This window comes from Paenibacillus sp. S33 (assembly GCF_053615415.1).
In genome coordinates this window covers 956,193-972,925 of sequence record NZ_JBSIEZ010000001.1, presented here as the reverse complement: position 1 = coordinate 972,925, position 16,733 = coordinate 956,193, and the positions used below count along the sequence as shown (strand labels likewise).

Here is a 16,733-nt window from a genome sequence, read left to right as displayed (position 1 = left end):
AAAGAACATGAAATCTGGCATTACTTCTTCCTGTACAAAAAAGGAATGAATGTTATACTACTCATTTTATCGAATATATGTTCCCATTTCAAGAGTTAATTTCTGAGAGTCGTTTATAAAGGAGTAATGCTTTTCTGAGGTAAAAAAGAAACAAAAGGTCGAATGAAATACCTCTAAAACACTATATTCGTTTAAATATTTCTGTTTTTTTCCTTACGACATTTTTCGCTAAAAAATACATTGCATTTTTTCCCGATAAAAGAAATAACTTATTAAAACTGGGGAGCTGCTGAACATGGATTATGAAATTTTACACTTAGGACTGAAACAGAAAATAAATAGCACTCAGGATTTTATTTTGTTCGATGAAGTACTGGGTTGTTTAAAAGGACATTCCTTTAGAGCTGCATATATTATTAATTGGATATGCATCGCTGAATCTATTAAAAATAAGTTTAAGGATATGGCAAAAAGAGATGGGGAAATTAACAAAAATGTAGTGGGAGTAGTTGAGCATAAAGAAGAGAACAAACAGCAAACAGATAGATTTTTACTAGATAAGGCTGAAGAATATGGTATTATCGATCAGGAAGAATTTATGAAACTAGAACATATGTGTAATATGCGAGGAATGTACGCTCATCCCATTGGAAACTCACCAACACAGGATGAAGTAATTACAGCGATCAAAATTGGTGTGGATGCTGTATTATCAAAAACCCCTCTTTTCAAACATGGATATGCTCAAAAAATAGTAATAAGCCTGTATGAAGATTTACACTATATTGATAATGAATTAAATACTATACTTGATTTCAGTTATAAAACCTTCACTCATTTGCACAGTACAATTTATTTTTATTTAGTTGATCAATCTTTTAAAAGACTAGATCCTATCATTTTTGATCCTGCAGATGCATTTTGGTATAGAGGAATTAATTTTACTAATCATTTTGTAAGCCTAGTAAGCGAGAAAATCGATCTAAATACCACCTGGGATTTAAGAACTTTAATTACTAAATATCCAAAAGCAAGTTGTGCAGTATTTCTTAATTCTGTGCTGTGGCCAAAGTTCGAGAATGATATCCAGGACCTTATTATTAGTCATTCTTTAGAGCCGCTTAATGAAAGTAAAGATGTAGTTGCTCCTTCAAAATTCAGTGTAGAAAATGTGTATAATCTAATAGCTACTGGGAGTATCTCTAAGGAACGACATTTGCAAAAATATAGGGAGGTTATCAGTAAAATAAATTATTCTGTAAAAAAGGATTATAATATCCCTTTGGAGCTTTACATTGATGAAATTATTGAAGATCTTAAGATTCATGATTGGTACTTACAGAATCCTGCTGTTAGAACTATCTATAGTATACACATTAATAAACTATCAGAACTTCCTTACGAGAAACAAACAGTATTAGGACGCAATATTATGCAATCTGCTGAGGGCAATGCAAATGTTGCTAAAGAATATATTAATGATCTGCACAATAGCCTTATTACCGCCCCTCCTTATGTTATTAAAGGTATAGTAGAAGAGACATTTTATAATGAAGATGGAAAAATAAGATTTAAAACTAGGCAGTTAAGAGAATCACTGTTGACACTAAAAGCAGTCGAAAAAGAATTTGCACTTAGTTTTTTAACGGATATCAGAGACATACTTCAAAGAAAAGAATATAAATATCCGTGGGTACATGAGAGTGAAGAAGTTCTTCGCATAATTGATAGAATAATTAAAGAAAGAATATTTCCAGAAGAAGCTACTGAAAAATTAAGTGAAGTCGTTGAGTCAGTGAACTTAATTTTTCAAGATATGAATGACAAATTTTCCTAAAACGATAGTATTTGCTATAATTCCTCGTTTAATATTGGAGAGCCTAGTCATTAATAAATCGTGAGTGGTACTTCATCAAATACTCTACAATATAACTCGTTACATTTTGTACTATGGAAATTCAAGTAAAGACACTAACACGAGGAATAAATACTTCTGTTACTCAGGTCGGCTGACACGCCGTCCTTTTTGTTGTGGTAAAAAAGTTTCGCGATTGTTATAGAATCATAAGTTCAAGGGATCTGATGGTATGTATGAGAGGGTTGAATTTGACTACATACAGGGTTATTCAAATACAGGTGACAATAAAGGATAACCAGAATGCTTTAAACTGACTAAATCTACTCCTCTACACTAATTTTTTAATATCTCTAACAAGATCTCACAACTCTATTAAAGAGTAGTAAGATCTTTCCATTCAAAGTCCGTATATCAATTTTTCTGGATGGCTTTCCACTTCAAAGTCATAATGATTAAACAATTACCAGCAATATCATTGGTATTGATCTGTGCGGCAAGAAAGACGCAATAGTAAGACTGGAGAAAACGAGACGTCTAAACTGGATTGAACTTCTTAAAAAATCTCAAAATAATTGAATGCTATCGCTGTTTATGAGTTTACACAAAACTCTTATAAAACACTTTACGATGTTTCTTAAAACAACCCTATTTTTAATCACTAGACTCGTTTTATATAATACCACTATATAGTCTTAAAAAAATTTTCATTTTAAGATAAAAAGTATCGGAAACGTGTTGTGATACTGGAATTCCATTAATTAAACAGATTATATGATGGACTATCTAATATCCTTCACTATTTAATGTAGTTTATTGCCTCAAGCTACGTAAAGAAACAACAGCTTGGCTACGCACAGACGATTCGTCATCTTTAAGAGCTCTTTTCAATAATAATTCAGCTTCCTCTCTACTTAACCAATTACAATTTTTCACTTCTTCAATTAATCTTCTCCTTATATCTGCTTTTTTACTACTATATAATGATTGTAATTCTCCGCTAACTTGTTGTAATACTTTTACATTAGTATTAAAAACAGCCTCAAGTAGATATGATGATATCGTTTCTTCGTGAATATCAATAATAATTCTGCTCAATTGCTTTTTATTAAATGATAGATAATGAGACAACCCACTCAGTCCTGCTTTTCGAACGTCGCTCCGTTCATGACTTGAGAAGTGCAACCATTCTTCAAATGAAAGATAATGAAGTTTTAACATTACAACTAATAAATCCGACAAAGGACTCGGAGGTACAATGCGGCATTTAGGACAGCAATCTCCAAGAACTTTTATACCATGAGTGTCGCAAATAACACCATTCTGGTCCCAATAGTTAATAGCGTTTCGTAAAGAAATCTCTCCAAACGATTCAGATAATTCAACTATAGCTTTGGCTGCCTCTTTTACAATAAGTGGATACTTGTCCTCTATGGCCCGAATTAACACCTTACGTATTCTTTTATCGTTATGCACATCAGGTAAACTAACAAGTAGAGCATAAAGATATCGAAATCCAAGCTTACGTTCTCCCTCCAAATGCTCCAATACGATTTCTTTAGTTTGCTCCTCAAATAGATCAGGAGCAATTCTAGAAAAATAATAATATACTCGACTATTCCCTTTATTTAAAATCTTAAAAATTGATGATTTGGCTAATTCACCCCCAGCACCAGCTACCAGTAATTTTGCAGCACTCCAAGCAATCGCTTCAAAAGGATGGCCGAGTGCTTGAACTAATAATTCATGATTGAGTTCAAGTGCTGGTGGCAGTTCCCAATTTAAGTCTTCTAATGGAACATCTCGTAAATCCCAAAATAAATAATCTTTATTAGTTCTATCTAAAGCCCATCGTGCCTCTTCAACAAGCATTTCTTCATCAATTTTTAAAACAAAAATCATACCCCGTAAAACTTCTTCCACAACTTCTAAGTTAGTACCTTTTACTAATTCGTCGAATTCTCTAAATGAGCAATTTCCAATATCTAACCCATTATAAAGTTTAGCCATTTCAATAAGAGACTCTACCCGCTGATACTTAAATCTTTTTTCCATGTTAGGAAATATCCCTAACACAATTCTACATAATGCGTCCATTCCTAAAAGCAATGAAGCATCAATTTTTCTAAAATCAAACTTCCTCATCCCATCGTTAAAGTTGCGATTTAATATCTCCGTTAAATTTGTATAATTTGCGTTTGTAAACATAGCCGAAATTTGTATTAATGTATGCACACTAAGGCTGGATTTACTTAAAATTTCAGCGACATGTTCTAATTCACTTTGAAATATACCTTCCTTCATTATTTGACCGACACCTAATACAACTATCTCATTCCATAATAATCGTGCTGAAGGGGCTTTTAACAATTTTGACGATTTTTCTTGAGGGGGACTAGATAGCCAAGAAAGTAATCTACTCACATCAAAAACAGAAGTCCCTGTAGTTAGCTCCAACTTAGTGGAAATTATTTTTGTCCACTCATACTCGGAATTTAAGAGTTCCTTTGTTAGTAGCATGACCCATTGAGGTTCCTGATCTGCCAATCCTTCCAGTGCTTTACCTGCTTCATATGCTAAAAGCGGTATAGGCGAACATATTGTTTTTACTAGTCGCTCTATTACCTTTTTACTTAAATCTGTTATTGGGGTAGTTTCAGCAAGAACAGCAGCTGCAAACACCATATCATTGTATAAATCATCATGATCAGTCCCCATTGCTAGTAGCGTCTCTACTATTAAACGAGCAGAACCAAGCCCTCCCGTCAATAGCCACGTTTCTCTCCATGACGGCATGTGATACGTTTTTAACAATAACTCTTTCTTTGAAGCGTCTGGCATAACAGAAATATAACGGGCTGTTGCAAATTCCCCAAACGTTAAGTGGATAAAGGTGAGTGCATCTTCATATCCAAGATGTAAATGTTCAAGCAACCCTTTCTCTACCCAATATTTTATGCAGAAAGAGGAAATTTCTTGAGCTTTAAGACGTGGAACTTGAAGCTCGTCTTCAAGAACAGAGGACAATGCATCTAACACTTCCCTCTTCGATTTCCCTTTTCCATTGGCACTAGTGCTTTGTATTATCCATCCAATTAACTCAATTGCTCGAAAAGCTGTCTGAGACTGGAGTTCTAGCATTTCACCACGAGTACTTTTCCTTGTCCATTCTTCAATAATTTTTGCGTATAGTTCTGCACGATACGTCCCAAACGTTTTCCCTGAAATCAGTAGCTGGATTATAAAATTAAGTAACAAAGGACTTCGGGCTGCTATGCTTGCGGTTCGATTCGCTTCCAACTGTCGTTTTAATTTATTATGCATTTCTGAAACAAGTTTCTGATCCTCAATGAGTATTCCTAGTAGTTTGAACGCATAGCGGTCAATGTCATTTTCTTCAAGTGGCAAAATTTCAACATGATGATAACTATAGTATTGTGCAGAACTATGCCCTATCGGTCGAGTTGTTACAACAACACGCGTCTCAGGCCTACCGAGTACCCAACTGTGAAGCGCCTCACTTATACTTGTACGCTGGGGTCCACATTCATCAAGTCCATCTGCCACTAAAGCATTAGGATGTTCCAATAAAGTTCTTATTAAATTTTTATCTCCCCCAAACCCGTCAGTTGCTGCTGACCATAAAGCATCTTCAAATGATTTACCTTGTGCCATTTCTTTGGAGACATTGGGGAGACGAACAAATAATGTTTTTTGCCTACGAACAACAAGACGATGTACAGTACGACGTGCTAGTGTACTTTTCCCAGAACCAGGCCCTCCAAAAAGAACAATTCGCTTTCCCAACTCAGTTACATCCTGTGCATTTCGTTTAGTTCCTTTTCTTGAAAGGCGTTCCCACTCATGATAATTTACAAGAGCAATATCTAAAGATTCACTTGCAGAATCAGTTGGTTCTTCCATTACATATAATCCTGCCCAAGCATCCTCAATTGATAATGGCACATCAATTCCGGGAACTAGAAATATTTCAGTTCTTGCTTCTAACCATTTAAAATAATCTTCTAACTTAGCTTCAGTAGCTCTCACAATCTTGTCTTGTTCATTAAAATCATTGAAAAACTGATTCATCAATAGATAAACAGTACTTTGCCTATCAATTTTACAAATACTACGATGATTTTCCTCAACAGGGTCTGCATCAAAAATATATGGAGGATTCGGAGATATAACTCCCACAGTCCTGTCGGATTGGCCATAAATGTTTTTTTGCCTAATATTCGATAATTGCTCAGCAGTATAACGAACCCATTTTGCTGCTAAGTTGGATAATTCTTTACTAAAGATACGTAGTGATCTTACTTGAATAGACACAATATATTCGCCAATGAATGGGGGGACAATCGCATAAGCTGCCGAGGCAAAGGATGCTACAGTTGAACCAGCAAATGGAACAGCCAAATAAACAATCCCTTTAATCCGATTTGTAAAAGTACTATTATCCCTTTCAACCTGTTCAATCAACATACTCTGGACAATAACTCCACCCATACTATGAGCAACAAAATAGATTTCCTCATGTGGTATTCTGGTCTTCAATTCGGTAAATAGCAGATTTGAAACCTCTTTAAAATGATGTCTCTTTAACAAGAAGCCCGTTCTATAACCAAAGGTAAACAAATCATAACGATTAAAAGATTTATCTTCCTCGAAGAGTAGGGGTAACGATATGCAACCTTTTTTCGTCCATGTTTTGTAAGGATCTCCTTGTAAACCATGCACGAAAATAATTGCAGCTTTATTTTCATTATGGCGGATTGTATGTAAACCTTCTTTTTTTGCTATTCTACTTACGCTTAAAGACTTCATATTCTGCTCCACCTTATAATTTTACAATTTATCAATAGCCTAGATTACATATAACTTTATCTACTTCAGAACGGTCCCCTTTACCCCCAAATTTGTGCCCTTATGGGTATAGCAACAGAAATAGTAAGCCCTATTCTCCTGCATAAAAAATGTACTGTTATTGAATACTTAAAGCCCTTTTCTATTTTATGATTAGAGTTTACTCGAATGTGTATTTTGTAGCATTGATGTGCGCTTGATTTCTCTTTGCTACGTACTACACTAGAGAAAGAACGAGCACTAGAAATATAGTTGTTTCTTACTACCATAGATACACACTTTCTTGCAATAAGGTATGTAGTATGAGCATTGATGTTAAATACTAGTTTGATATAAGGAGAAAAGCTCTCTTATATGATTATACCTTGTCACAATAGGAAGTGTTATATCCTTGAGTTAAAAAAAGTAGCCATACTATCGATTTTTCCGCTAAAATATAATCTTTTACGACATTTAATTATCTCTTAATGGCTTAAAATACTTCATCCTCTTTACTTTGTTGTTATTCTAAGGCTTTTGATATTATATGAGTAGGCCTTAAATACTTAAACTTTTGCTTGAATTTTACCAATTAAGGAAGGGGAGACATTTAATCATTTTTTGGCCATATTATTATAGTAAATTTCATTTGAAATCTCTGATTGAAAATAGAACAATTCACATACTCTTGAGAATAAAGCAATACAAAAATCTCCATAGTTAAATATGAGCATTCGTTAAATAATGTAACTGTGTTCGTTTTGTAGGGCTCCTCCTTAAAGAATTTCCTTTTGCTGATTATCCATTAAACCTTTCCAATATTTCCTTCAGTATATTACTACCATCTTCTTCACGTATGCCTTATGTATGTAAATAAAATATGTTCCCGCACTCCACCCTAAAGCGTTTTTTTGAATGCAGGAACATATTCAAGTTGCTCTTAATTCCCCGTACATCAATGCTTCTTATCTCGATATATTACTACCACGCACTCCACATGCACCGTATGCGGAAACATATCTACAGGTTGTACTTCCACAGTACTATACCCGCCATCCTCCAATATCCTTAAATCCCGAGCCAGTGTGCTTGGATTACAGGATACATACACCACGCGCTCTGGCTTCATCTCCAGAATGGTGTCGAGCAGGCGTGGATCGCAGCCCTTACGGGGTGGATCGACGACGATAACGTCGGCGGTGATGCCTAGCTCTTTCCATGTAGGAATGACGTCCTCGGACGCGCCTACCTCAAATTTCACATTGCGCATTTCGTTCAACAGCGCATTACTCCGTGCATCATCGATGGCTTCTTTGACGATCTCCACCCCATACACCTTGTCCGCATGCTGAGCGAGAAACAAAGAGATCGTGCCGATGCCGCAATACGCATCAATTACCGTTTCTTTGCCCGTGAGCCCGGCATATTCGACGGTTTTGCTATACAGCACTTCTGTTTGTACGGGATTCACCTGATAAAAGGATCGTGCGGAAATCGCAAACTGGACGTTTCCAATGTAGTCGTAGATCACGTCACGACCCCACAGTACGCGAGTTTCGTCGCCAAAAATAACGTTCGTTCGCTTCGTATTCACGTTCTGGCATATGCTTGCCACGTGTGGAATATGCTCACGAATACTGCCGATCCACGCATCTGCTTGCGGAATATCTCGCCCATTCGTGACGAGGACCAGCATCATTTCACCTGTGCGAAAAGCGGTCTTCACAACGACATGGCGCAACAGCCCGCGTCCAGTTTCTTCATTATATGCGCTGATGCCCAGCATTCGGCCAATCTCTTTCACACGTGCGACAACTTCGTCATTACGCTCATCCTGAATGAGACAGGTGTTCATATCCACGATACGATGGCTGCCACGTGCATAAAAACCGCCCACAAGCCCGCCCTCGGTGACACCAATTGGCACCTGGGCTTTGTTGCGGTATCGCCAAGGCTCACTCATACCGAGTGTAGGATGCACGACTACGCCATGTACACGCGACATGCTGTCGGCATTTCCATCCGCATTCATGGCCGAATCAGAAGTCGAGACTGTATCGGCCTCACCATCTGTATCCGCAGAAGTAGCCAAAACCTGTGCAGTATGCTCACTGGACTCTGTAGCCACACTCAGCTTCCCGATACGCTCCAGCACATCCACGACATGCTGGCGTTTCCAGCTAAGTTGCGCTTCGTAGCTCATATGCTGAATCTGGCAGCCACCGCATTGATCGTAGATGGCGCATGGAGCTGCAATCCGGTCAGGGCTAGCCTGCGCGATATCCAGCAGCTTGGCATAGCCATACTGCTTTTTCGTTTTTAACACCTTTACTCGAACCTTTTCACCCGGTAATGCACCTGGAACGAACAGCGTAAAACCCTCGACACGTCCTACACCCTCGCCATCGTGGTTCATGCCGATGATGTCTATCACGGCCTCATCATTCTTTTGCACAGGCAGATCGGCACGCTCTACACTAGATCGGTTACGATTGGAAGCTTCCTGACTTCGTCCACCGTTGGAAGAACGACGAGTATCTCGTCCATTTTCCCTTTTCTTCTGAGCCACTTCATTCATATTTCCATTTTTATGTTTGATTTCGGCTTGAAGTATCCCATTTCCAGCTCTAACTTGAGACTGTTCCGGTTCTCTCTCTCTTGTCGCCTTCATAGTCTTTTTGTGCTGATTTCCTTGAACAGGAGTTGCTGTTGCTGCATTCCGGCGGCTTTTTCCACGTCCGCTACGGTTATTCGTCATGATTGTCACTTCTTTCTGATCTTCTTTTTATGCGGTATTTTCCTTCGGACGTCTAATTTGAACGGTTATCTAAACATACAAACATCAACTCGAAAATGCCGTTACTCCCCACGGAGAACGGCAAAAACCAATATGTTCACAAAAACAACTACCTACTCTGCATTCCATATACTATATTGCGTTGCCGCCCGGAAGCAGAAGTATTTCCTCATCATTCCTCACCGGAAAACATTCAAATGATGCGGTAAATTCCGGAAGGTCGCTGGCAAAGTGCCCCCCAGTTCGCCATCCAGATTAAGCTGGACATAGCCGGGTGAGGTCACTTCCATGTAATCTGTTTTAAAATAAACAATCTTCTTGTCCTGCAAATGCTCACCACGCAGCGCAAGTGTTACCAATCGGATCATTTCCGCCAGATTGCATTTCCGCACAGCAATAACGTCAAGCAGCCCATCATCTATTGTCGCCCCGGGAGCAAGCTTTTCAAACCCGCCCACCGAATTCGTATTCGCAATCAGGAAGAGCATAAATTCGTCGTGAATCACTTCCTGACCCGATGCCTTGATGATCAGCTCCTGTGGGGCAAGGCTGACCATCTTCTCCATACCTTTAAAATAATACGCCAACTGGCCAATCATCGTTTTTAGCTTGCTCGGAACTTCATACGTAAGCTCGGTTAAAGTTCCCCCGCCTGCAATGTTGATAAAGTAGCGGTCGTTCGCTTTTCCGATATCCAGCGGCTTCGGATTTTGACGAATAACTAGGTCGCAATAATCCTCCCAGTGCTTGGGGATGCCCAGTGCTCTGGCGAAATCATTCGTCGTCCCCAGAGGAAACACACCTAGGGGCGGGCGGTTTTCTCTTTCAGCCATCCCGTTAATGACCTCATACAATGTACCGTCGCCACCAGCGGCGATAATCATGTCATACCCACGCTCAATGGCCTCTATTGCGGCACGCGTTGCGTCCCCTTCACCCGTAGTTGCATGGCAAGAGGCTTCAATACCCCCTTCATCTAGACGCTGCAAAACATCCGCAAGACGACGCTTCATTTCCTCACGCCCAGAGGTCGGATTATAGATTAATCTAGCTCTTTTCATTCCGTTACGCCACCCGTATATTTAATGATATTTATATTCACATAGCAGTTCATCACATTCAGTCTGTACAAAATATCATCATACTGGAAAAAGACCTCTTTTACAATAAAAGAAGCCAGACTTTGCCCAAATAAGGAAATTTAAGGCTGAAATGACGCTATAGCCGAACCAGACTACCTATGATTTGACCTTGCTTGCTTCTGCACACTTTGCAATAATTCACGAATTTGTCTATCCATCCAGCTTGTGAGCAAAGGATGTGGTAATAAAGGGTCTCCTGAATAACGATATTCAAGTCCCTGCAAGCGTTTAGGAATCATACGACTTGTAAAATATCCCGAACTCAAAAATAGCGGTGCCACAATAACATCATGACCCCGCTCCTGATTCCAATACGCTGCCTTGTCGTACACACTCTCGGGATTTAGCAAAGCGTGGTCCGTGATGATACCGCTCACACTTTGCACCGTACGGGCCAACGAAGAAACCCCCTGCTCCCAGCGCTGAAAAAAGCCGTTGTGCACACTGCCGTGACCTACGAGTAAAATAACCTCTCTCGCAGGTTCGGCTGATAGCGGGCGAACCTTGTCCCACACCATGCGGGCAACATCTTCTCCGTCATCCAACGGACTGCCAAAATGCACTTGCGCCTTCAGTCGAAACGGCTCCAAATCTGTTTCTTTGTCCGGCGCATCTTTGACACCCAGCGCATAGCTAATCTCATCTACATGCGTACTGCCTGATGACACAAACAAAGGTATAACCAATATATCTGTTACACCCAAGGCTTCCAGACGGTCAATACCATTTTGAATCAGTCTTCCTTTAACCGTTTCCAAAAATGAAACCTCTATCGGCATTTCTTCCGACAAATGAAGCTTCGCAACTGCCTGATCCACCTGTTCCACCCAATATGGCTCCCTAGAGCCATGGCTGATTACCAGTATCCCAGGGCTCCGCATTAGCGTCCCAGACGTTCCAGAGTCATTTTGTACCCGTCATTACCATAGTTCAGACAACGTTTAACACGTGAAATGGTAGCTGTACTGGCCCCCGTCTCTGCTTCAATCTGATTATATGTGCTGCCTTTGCCTAGCATACGGGCAACCTCTAGACGTTGGGAGAGGGATTGAATTTCATTAATCGTGCACAGATCATCAAAAAATACATAGCACTCTTCCAAATTTTTAAGAGTTAAAATAGCTTCGAACAATTGATCAATACTTTTATCATTAAGCTTTTTAAGCTGCATGGATTATCATCTCCCAAGGTTACGATCTCTCCTCATTGTACCCGAGGAATAGTCGGTTTTTCAAGCATTAACGGTTTCACGCATTACAGAACAACATTACATGACCATAGAGACGTACCGTACGAATGCCCAAATCCGCTTTTATACCTGATTTCGGGACACGCGCCTAAACCCACTGTGCGTTTGTAACATACAGTAGAGTATCAACCTGCAAAGGAATGTGATCTCATGCCTGGACACTACTATCATCGGAGGCCGCTACAGCGTTCCCTTTCCGATCCGTATAGTTCATCTCCTTATCCCGGACTCGATCCATACAACGAGGTTCCGCAAGCCGGTTCTTCCGGGCTGGTTCCTTACGAGGCGCCAGCGAGTATTACGGATTCTGCCGTGGTCACACCAGACCCGGTTCCAGCCAAAGGAGGACTGCTTGGGGGTCTTGGCAACCTCGGTAATCTCAACGAAATCAAAGGCTTCATTGACCGTATGGGTGGCATTGATGGAATTGTTGCTACGGTCGGCAAGGTGCAAAAGGTTATGTCTAGTGTGCAGCAATTTGCTCCAATGGCGAAGCTGATTATGGGCTCGCTCCCAGCATTCGGCAAATCCGCGAGCAAAAATTCTGCCACAGATATCACCGAGGAATTGGATGAATACACACCACCACGCCCACGTCGAAAAAAGACGCAGCGCAAAAGCACCACTACCCCGCGCAGACGTCCGCGCAAGCGCAAAAGAAAGTAGATTATACTATTTGAACCAGCCTCGGCGCATAAACCAGACCACCATTGCAACACTCAACAAAAACATGAAGAACAGTACGCCAAAATATCCATATTTCCAGCCCAACTCGGGCATATTCGAAAAATTCATACCATAAATTCCTGCAATCAGCGTCAAGGGCATAAAGACGGTCGTAATTACGGTCAGCGTCTTCATAATTGAATTCATGCGATTGGAATTGAGCGATATATAACTGTCCCTCAGGTCGGCTGTCATCTCGCGGTCGGCCTCCAGCATGTCTGTCAGCTTTAATAAATGATCATATATATCGGTAAAATAAGCCATATGATCTCCTTGGCCCTGCACATGCTGCGAATTCAAAACTCGGTACATCAGATCACGCATGGGTACGATGGTACGGCGTAGCTTGAGCAGCCTGCCACGCAGGTCAAACACCTGCTTCATTAATTCCTCTACGGATTCGCGACCGCCCAAGCCCTCCAGCTCGGCCAATTCATCCTCAATCATAAAAAGGCTCGGAAAATAGTTATCTACCAGCTTGTCCATCACCGTGTAGGCTGCAGACAGCGGCCCTCGCGACCATATTTTACGTTCATTCGCATGCTGGACAATCCGCTCCCAGGCTTGATCCAGCTCCTCTAACTCATGATGGTGATATGTAACCAAAAAACGACTGCTAATAAACATATCCACTTCTTCCGCAGCTAACGTATCTACATCAAGCGCATGCACGACCAGAAACTGCACATCCTCGTAATAATCCAATTTGGGACGTTGCAGAACATGCATACAATCCTCCACAGCCAATGGATGAAAATGAAAATAACTCGTCAGCAGCTCCGTCTCTCGATCTGTAGGCTCGCTAAAATCTACCCACATCCATATGTAATCCTCCATGACGATCTGATCCAATGGTTTTCCCACTGTTACCTGATGATCATGACCTATAGTCAATGTACGTATCACCGTACGTCCCCCTCGCTTACACTTCGCGTCTGTTATGTTATTTATATTTTATATAAGCCAATTAACATTATACCAATCTCAAGTCCTGTATTCCTTTAATAAAGAAAAGGATATCTCCGGGCCAACATGCCTCCCAAGATATCCTTATAAAATAATCAATTCATTATAAATTAAATCTTTTTTACAAATCCTGTGCTTGTCGCTTCATATCCTAATCGGCGATAAAAATGATGAGCATCCTGTCGCTCACTTCGATTACCACTGTTCAAAGCAATGGCAACCAACCCGTTCTCTTTAGCCCAAGCTTCCGCTTCCTCATTTAACGCCTTCCCGATGCCTTTATTACGATGTTTTGAATCCATCACAAAAACGACGATACGCGCGTAATCTTCATTTCTTTCATAAAAGATGTCAGCATGTAGTCCAACCATCCCAACGACTTCCCCTTCATCTTCAGCCACCAGAGTATGATAGTTAGGGTCAGAAGCGATACGATCATATCTCATCTTCATATCTTCTACAGTCGTAGGATAACCAAGCTCCTCCATTAGATAAGCCAAAGCCGGAATATCCTCATGATGAGCAGTCCTTATCTTCAAAAGCAAGCCCTCCACTTATGAAAATAAACATCAAAAATGAAAAATCACTCGCGCTCTATAGAGATGTACACAAGCGCCATTACGCAGTCATATGTTGCTTGTCTCGCTATTTCCCTCGGCGCAGCAATCAAAGCGATGTGCTAATTCCTCCTCCTGCTCCCCCCTAATGAATGGGACAGACTTTTGTAAGAACAAGAAGGAGCGGGTTTAGCGGCAGTAGCGTAGCGGTCCATTTGAATCTGTAGAAGCGGCAGCGTTCGCCTTTGCCTCTGAATTTTCACCTTATAAGGTCCTATACAATCCAAAAATTCAGGGGCAACAGCGATCGAAAGATCAAATGGATCGCGGAGCGTCTTACAACGAGATCCCCACCTACAAACACAAACCCTGCCTCACTTTTAATCCTCTTACAATACTTTTTCCAAGAAACTAATAGTCCGCTCGTTTTTCGGATTACCAAATACCTCTTGTGGCGTTCCTTCTTCTACGATGTAACCACCGTCCATAAACACAACACGGTCGCTTACTTCGCGTGCAAAACCCATCTCATGCGTTACGATCATCATCGTCATGCCTTCACGCGCCAGATCTTTCATTACGCCCAGCACTTCGCCTACCATTTCAGGATCGAGCGCCGAGGTCGGCTCGTCGAACAGCATAATGTCTGGATTCATTGCCAGCGCACGTGCAATCGCCACACGCTGCTTCTGACCGCCGGAAAGCTGTCCTGGCAGTGCATCTGCCTTATCGGCCAAACCTACACGATCCAGCAGCTTCATAGCCGTTTCCCGGGCCTCTGCCTTGGACTGTTTCCCCAGTTCAGTCGGCGCGAACATAATGTTCTTGAGCACGGTCATATGCGGAAACAAATTAAAGTGTTGAAATACCATACCTATATTTTCACGGACTTTGTTAATGTCCACGTTTTTGTCACTTAAGTTGTAGTCATCGACAATGACCTCACCTGCGGTAATTTCTTCAAGCATGTTCATACAACGCAAAAACGTACTTTTCCCCGAACCAGAGGGGCCAATGACACATACAACCTCGCCTTCACGTACTTGCATGTCGATGCCCTTTAGTACTTGATTACTACCATAGCTTTTTTTCAGGTTTTTAACGATAATTTTACCCACGGCGAACTCTCCCTTCAAGACGGTTGGAAATTTTGGTCAGGACTGTAATGACGATAAGATACATCACCGCTACTACCAGCCAAATATCAAAGGATTGGAATGTCCGCGCAATAATGATCTTACCCGATTGGGTCAACTCGACCAGACCGATAACAGACAAAATGGACGTATCCTTCAACGTAATAACCAACTGATTGATAAACGACGGGATCATGATTTTCACAGCTTGTGGCAAAATGATTTTAAGCATAGCCGTCCGATAGGGTAGACCAAGCGAACGAGCTGCTTCCATTTGTCCCGGATCAATGGACTGAATACCACCACGGATAATCTCAGTTACATACGCACCCGCATTCAGGGATAATGTCAGTACAGCCGCAACAAAAAGCGGCATTTTGAAATCCAGTGCCTGTGGAATACCAAAGTAAATAAAGAAAGCAAGCACGATCAGCGGAATACCGCGGAATATATCGACGAATACAGTTGCAATACCACGGAACACCTTGTTATGGCTTACTTTCATAAAGCCAAACACCAACCCTAGGATAAAGGCTACGAGTAAAGATACAAGTGTGTACAGCAACGTATTTCCCATGCCCTTAATCAGCGAAGGCAGCGAAGCGGAAATCAGTCCCCAGCGGCTGGTCTCTACAGGCGCCACACCTTTGCCCGATTTGCCAAGGTATTTAGCCAAAATTTTATCGTATTCCCCGCTATTGCGCAGATTAACAAGCCCTGCATTAAATTTCTCCAGCAACTCCTGGTTCTTGCCTTGGTTAACAGCAAACCCGTAAGAAGCACCTTTTTCCTTATCTGTTACCAGCTTAAGGCCGTTATTCTGGTTTACACCGTATGCCAGTACCGGATAGTCATCAAAGCAGGCAACCGAATTACCTGTTTTGACTTCATCATACATTTGAGAAGAATCATCGAACGGAACTGTAGTAAAGCCGTATTTGGCCTTAATCGATTCTGCGAATGTGTAACCTTCCGTTCCTGTTTTGACAGCGACACGCTGTCCTTTCAAGTCCTCATAGCGTTTAACCGTATCATTATCCTTGCGGACCGCCATGACGACGCCTGAATCAAAATAAGGCTCGGAAAAATCAAATTTCCGCTTACGTTCATCGGTAATACTCATACCGGCAATGACACCATCCACTTGATTCGTTTCAAGGGCCTGCACTGCCGCGTTAAAGCCAAGAGGCTTAATCGTATATTCAAAATTCTGATCCTTGGCAATAGCTGCCAGCAAATCCATGTCGATTCCGACAAATTTACCATCTACATCTTCAAACTCAAAAGGCGCGAACGTTGTATCCGTGCCGATATCATACTTTGTTTTATTTTCAGCATGTGCCACTACACCGAAATTACCGGACAGGGCAACCACAAAAAACAAACAAATCATGAGTGCTATTAGTTTTCTAGATTTTTGCATAATTTCCTCCAGTCAGTTGAACGGTTCAAAGTTT

General features: G+C 41.0%; 11 protein-coding genes. 2 read left to right on the top strand and 9 right to left on the bottom strand.

Annotated features, from left to right (window positions below):
* The first annotated feature begins 295 nt into the window (after positions 1–295).
* Positions 296–1,837: a hypothetical protein gene (locus tag ACWGXJ_RS04555; protein ID WP_452566285.1), complete on the top strand. Its 1,542-nt coding sequence runs from the start codon at positions 296–298 to the stop codon at positions 1,835–1,837.
* Between the two features lie 831 nt (positions 1,838–2,668).
* Here the strand turns inward: ACWGXJ_RS04555 and ACWGXJ_RS04550 are convergent.
* The 5 genes from ACWGXJ_RS04550 to ACWGXJ_RS04530 form a co-directional block, all read right to left on the bottom strand.
* A complete protein-coding gene (locus ACWGXJ_RS04550) occupies positions 2,669–6,685 on the bottom strand; it encodes an NACHT domain-containing protein (RefSeq protein ID WP_452566284.1) in 4,017 nt (1,338 codons plus the stop codon).
* 973 nt (positions 6,686–7,658) lie between these two features.
* On the bottom strand, positions 7,659–9,461 hold the full coding sequence (gene rlmD, locus ACWGXJ_RS04545) for a 23S rRNA (uracil(1939)-C(5))-methyltransferase RlmD (protein WP_452566283.1): 1,803 nt from the start codon (positions 9,459–9,461) through the stop codon (positions 7,659–7,661).
* 218 nt (positions 9,462–9,679) lie between these two features.
* Complete coding sequence (locus ACWGXJ_RS04540) at positions 9,680–10,561, bottom strand: diacylglycerol kinase (protein ID WP_013308843.1); 882 nt, start codon at positions 10,559–10,561, stop codon at positions 9,680–9,682.
* A 173-nt stretch (positions 10,562–10,734) separates the two neighbouring features.
* Positions 10,735–11,523, bottom strand: a complete 789-nt coding sequence (locus ACWGXJ_RS04535; RefSeq protein ID WP_452566282.1) for a sirohydrochlorin chelatase — start codon at positions 11,521–11,523, stop codon at positions 10,735–10,737.
* The gene (locus ACWGXJ_RS04530) at positions 11,523–11,813 is read right to left on the bottom strand and encodes a YerC/YecD family TrpR-related protein (RefSeq protein ID WP_007428885.1); all 291 of its coding nucleotides are present in this window, start codon (positions 11,811–11,813) and stop codon (positions 11,523–11,525) included. The genes ACWGXJ_RS04535 and ACWGXJ_RS04530 overlap by 1 nt, the downstream gene beginning before the upstream one ends.
* Before the next feature lie 228 nt (positions 11,814–12,041).
* Here ACWGXJ_RS04530 and ACWGXJ_RS04525 point away from each other — a divergent pair, with 228 nt between their 5' ends.
* Positions 12,042–12,557, top strand: a complete 516-nt coding sequence (locus ACWGXJ_RS04525) for a hypothetical protein (RefSeq protein WP_061830840.1) — start codon at positions 12,042–12,044, stop codon at positions 12,555–12,557.
* Positions 12,558–12,563: 6 nt separating this feature from the next.
* Here the strand turns inward: ACWGXJ_RS04525 and corA are convergent, their stop codons facing one another.
* The 4 genes from corA to ACWGXJ_RS04505 all read right to left on the bottom strand — a co-directional run bounded on the left by corA (position 12,564) and on the right by ACWGXJ_RS04505 (position 16,699).
* Positions 12,564–13,523: a magnesium/cobalt transporter CorA gene (gene corA, locus ACWGXJ_RS04520; protein WP_250259358.1), complete on the bottom strand. Its 960-nt coding sequence runs from the start codon at positions 13,521–13,523 to the stop codon at positions 12,564–12,566.
* Between the two features lie 170 nt (positions 13,524–13,693).
* Entirely contained in the window at positions 13,694–14,122 is a 429-nt protein-coding gene (locus ACWGXJ_RS04515; RefSeq protein ID WP_235307303.1) for a GNAT family N-acetyltransferase, read from the bottom strand.
* Positions 14,123–14,529: 407 nt separating this feature from the next.
* Complete coding sequence (locus ACWGXJ_RS04510) at positions 14,530–15,258, bottom strand: amino acid ABC transporter ATP-binding protein (protein WP_061830844.1); 729 nt, start codon at positions 15,256–15,258, stop codon at positions 14,530–14,532.
* Complete coding sequence (locus ACWGXJ_RS04505) at positions 15,251–16,699, bottom strand: amino acid ABC transporter substrate-binding protein/permease (RefSeq protein ID WP_452566281.1); 1,449 nt, start codon at positions 16,697–16,699, stop codon at positions 15,251–15,253. Before ACWGXJ_RS04505 ends, ACWGXJ_RS04510 begins: the two co-directional genes overlap by 8 nt.
* Between the last annotated feature and the right edge of the window lie 34 nt (positions 16,700–16,733).

Coding starts and splice junctions, on each gene's coding strand:
- ACWGXJ_RS04535 (WP_452566282.1), bottom strand. CDS start 11,523: ATGCGGAGCCCTGGGATACTGGTAATCAGCCATGGCTCTAGGGAGCCA.
- rlmD (WP_452566283.1), bottom strand. CDS start 9,461: ATGACGAATAACCGTAGCGGACGTGGAAAAAGCCGCCGGAATGCAGCA.
- ACWGXJ_RS04550 (WP_452566284.1), bottom strand. CDS start 6,685: ATGAAGTCTTTAAGCGTAAGTAGAATAGCAAAAAAAGAAGGTTTACAT.
- ACWGXJ_RS04555 (WP_452566285.1), top strand. CDS start 296: ATGGATTATGAAATTTTACACTTAGGACTGAAACAGAAAATAAATAGC.
- ACWGXJ_RS04540 (WP_013308843.1), bottom strand. CDS start 10,561: ATGAAAAGAGCTAGATTAATCTATAATCCGACCTCTGGGCGTGAGGAA.
- ACWGXJ_RS04530 (WP_007428885.1), bottom strand. CDS start 11,813: ATGCAGCTTAAAAAGCTTAATGATAAAAGTATTGATCAATTGTTCGAA.
- ACWGXJ_RS04525 (WP_061830840.1), top strand. CDS start 12,042: ATGCCTGGACACTACTATCATCGGAGGCCGCTACAGCGTTCCCTTTCC.
- ACWGXJ_RS04505 (WP_452566281.1), bottom strand. CDS start 16,699: ATGCAAAAATCTAGAAAACTAATAGCACTCATGATTTGTTTGTTTTTT.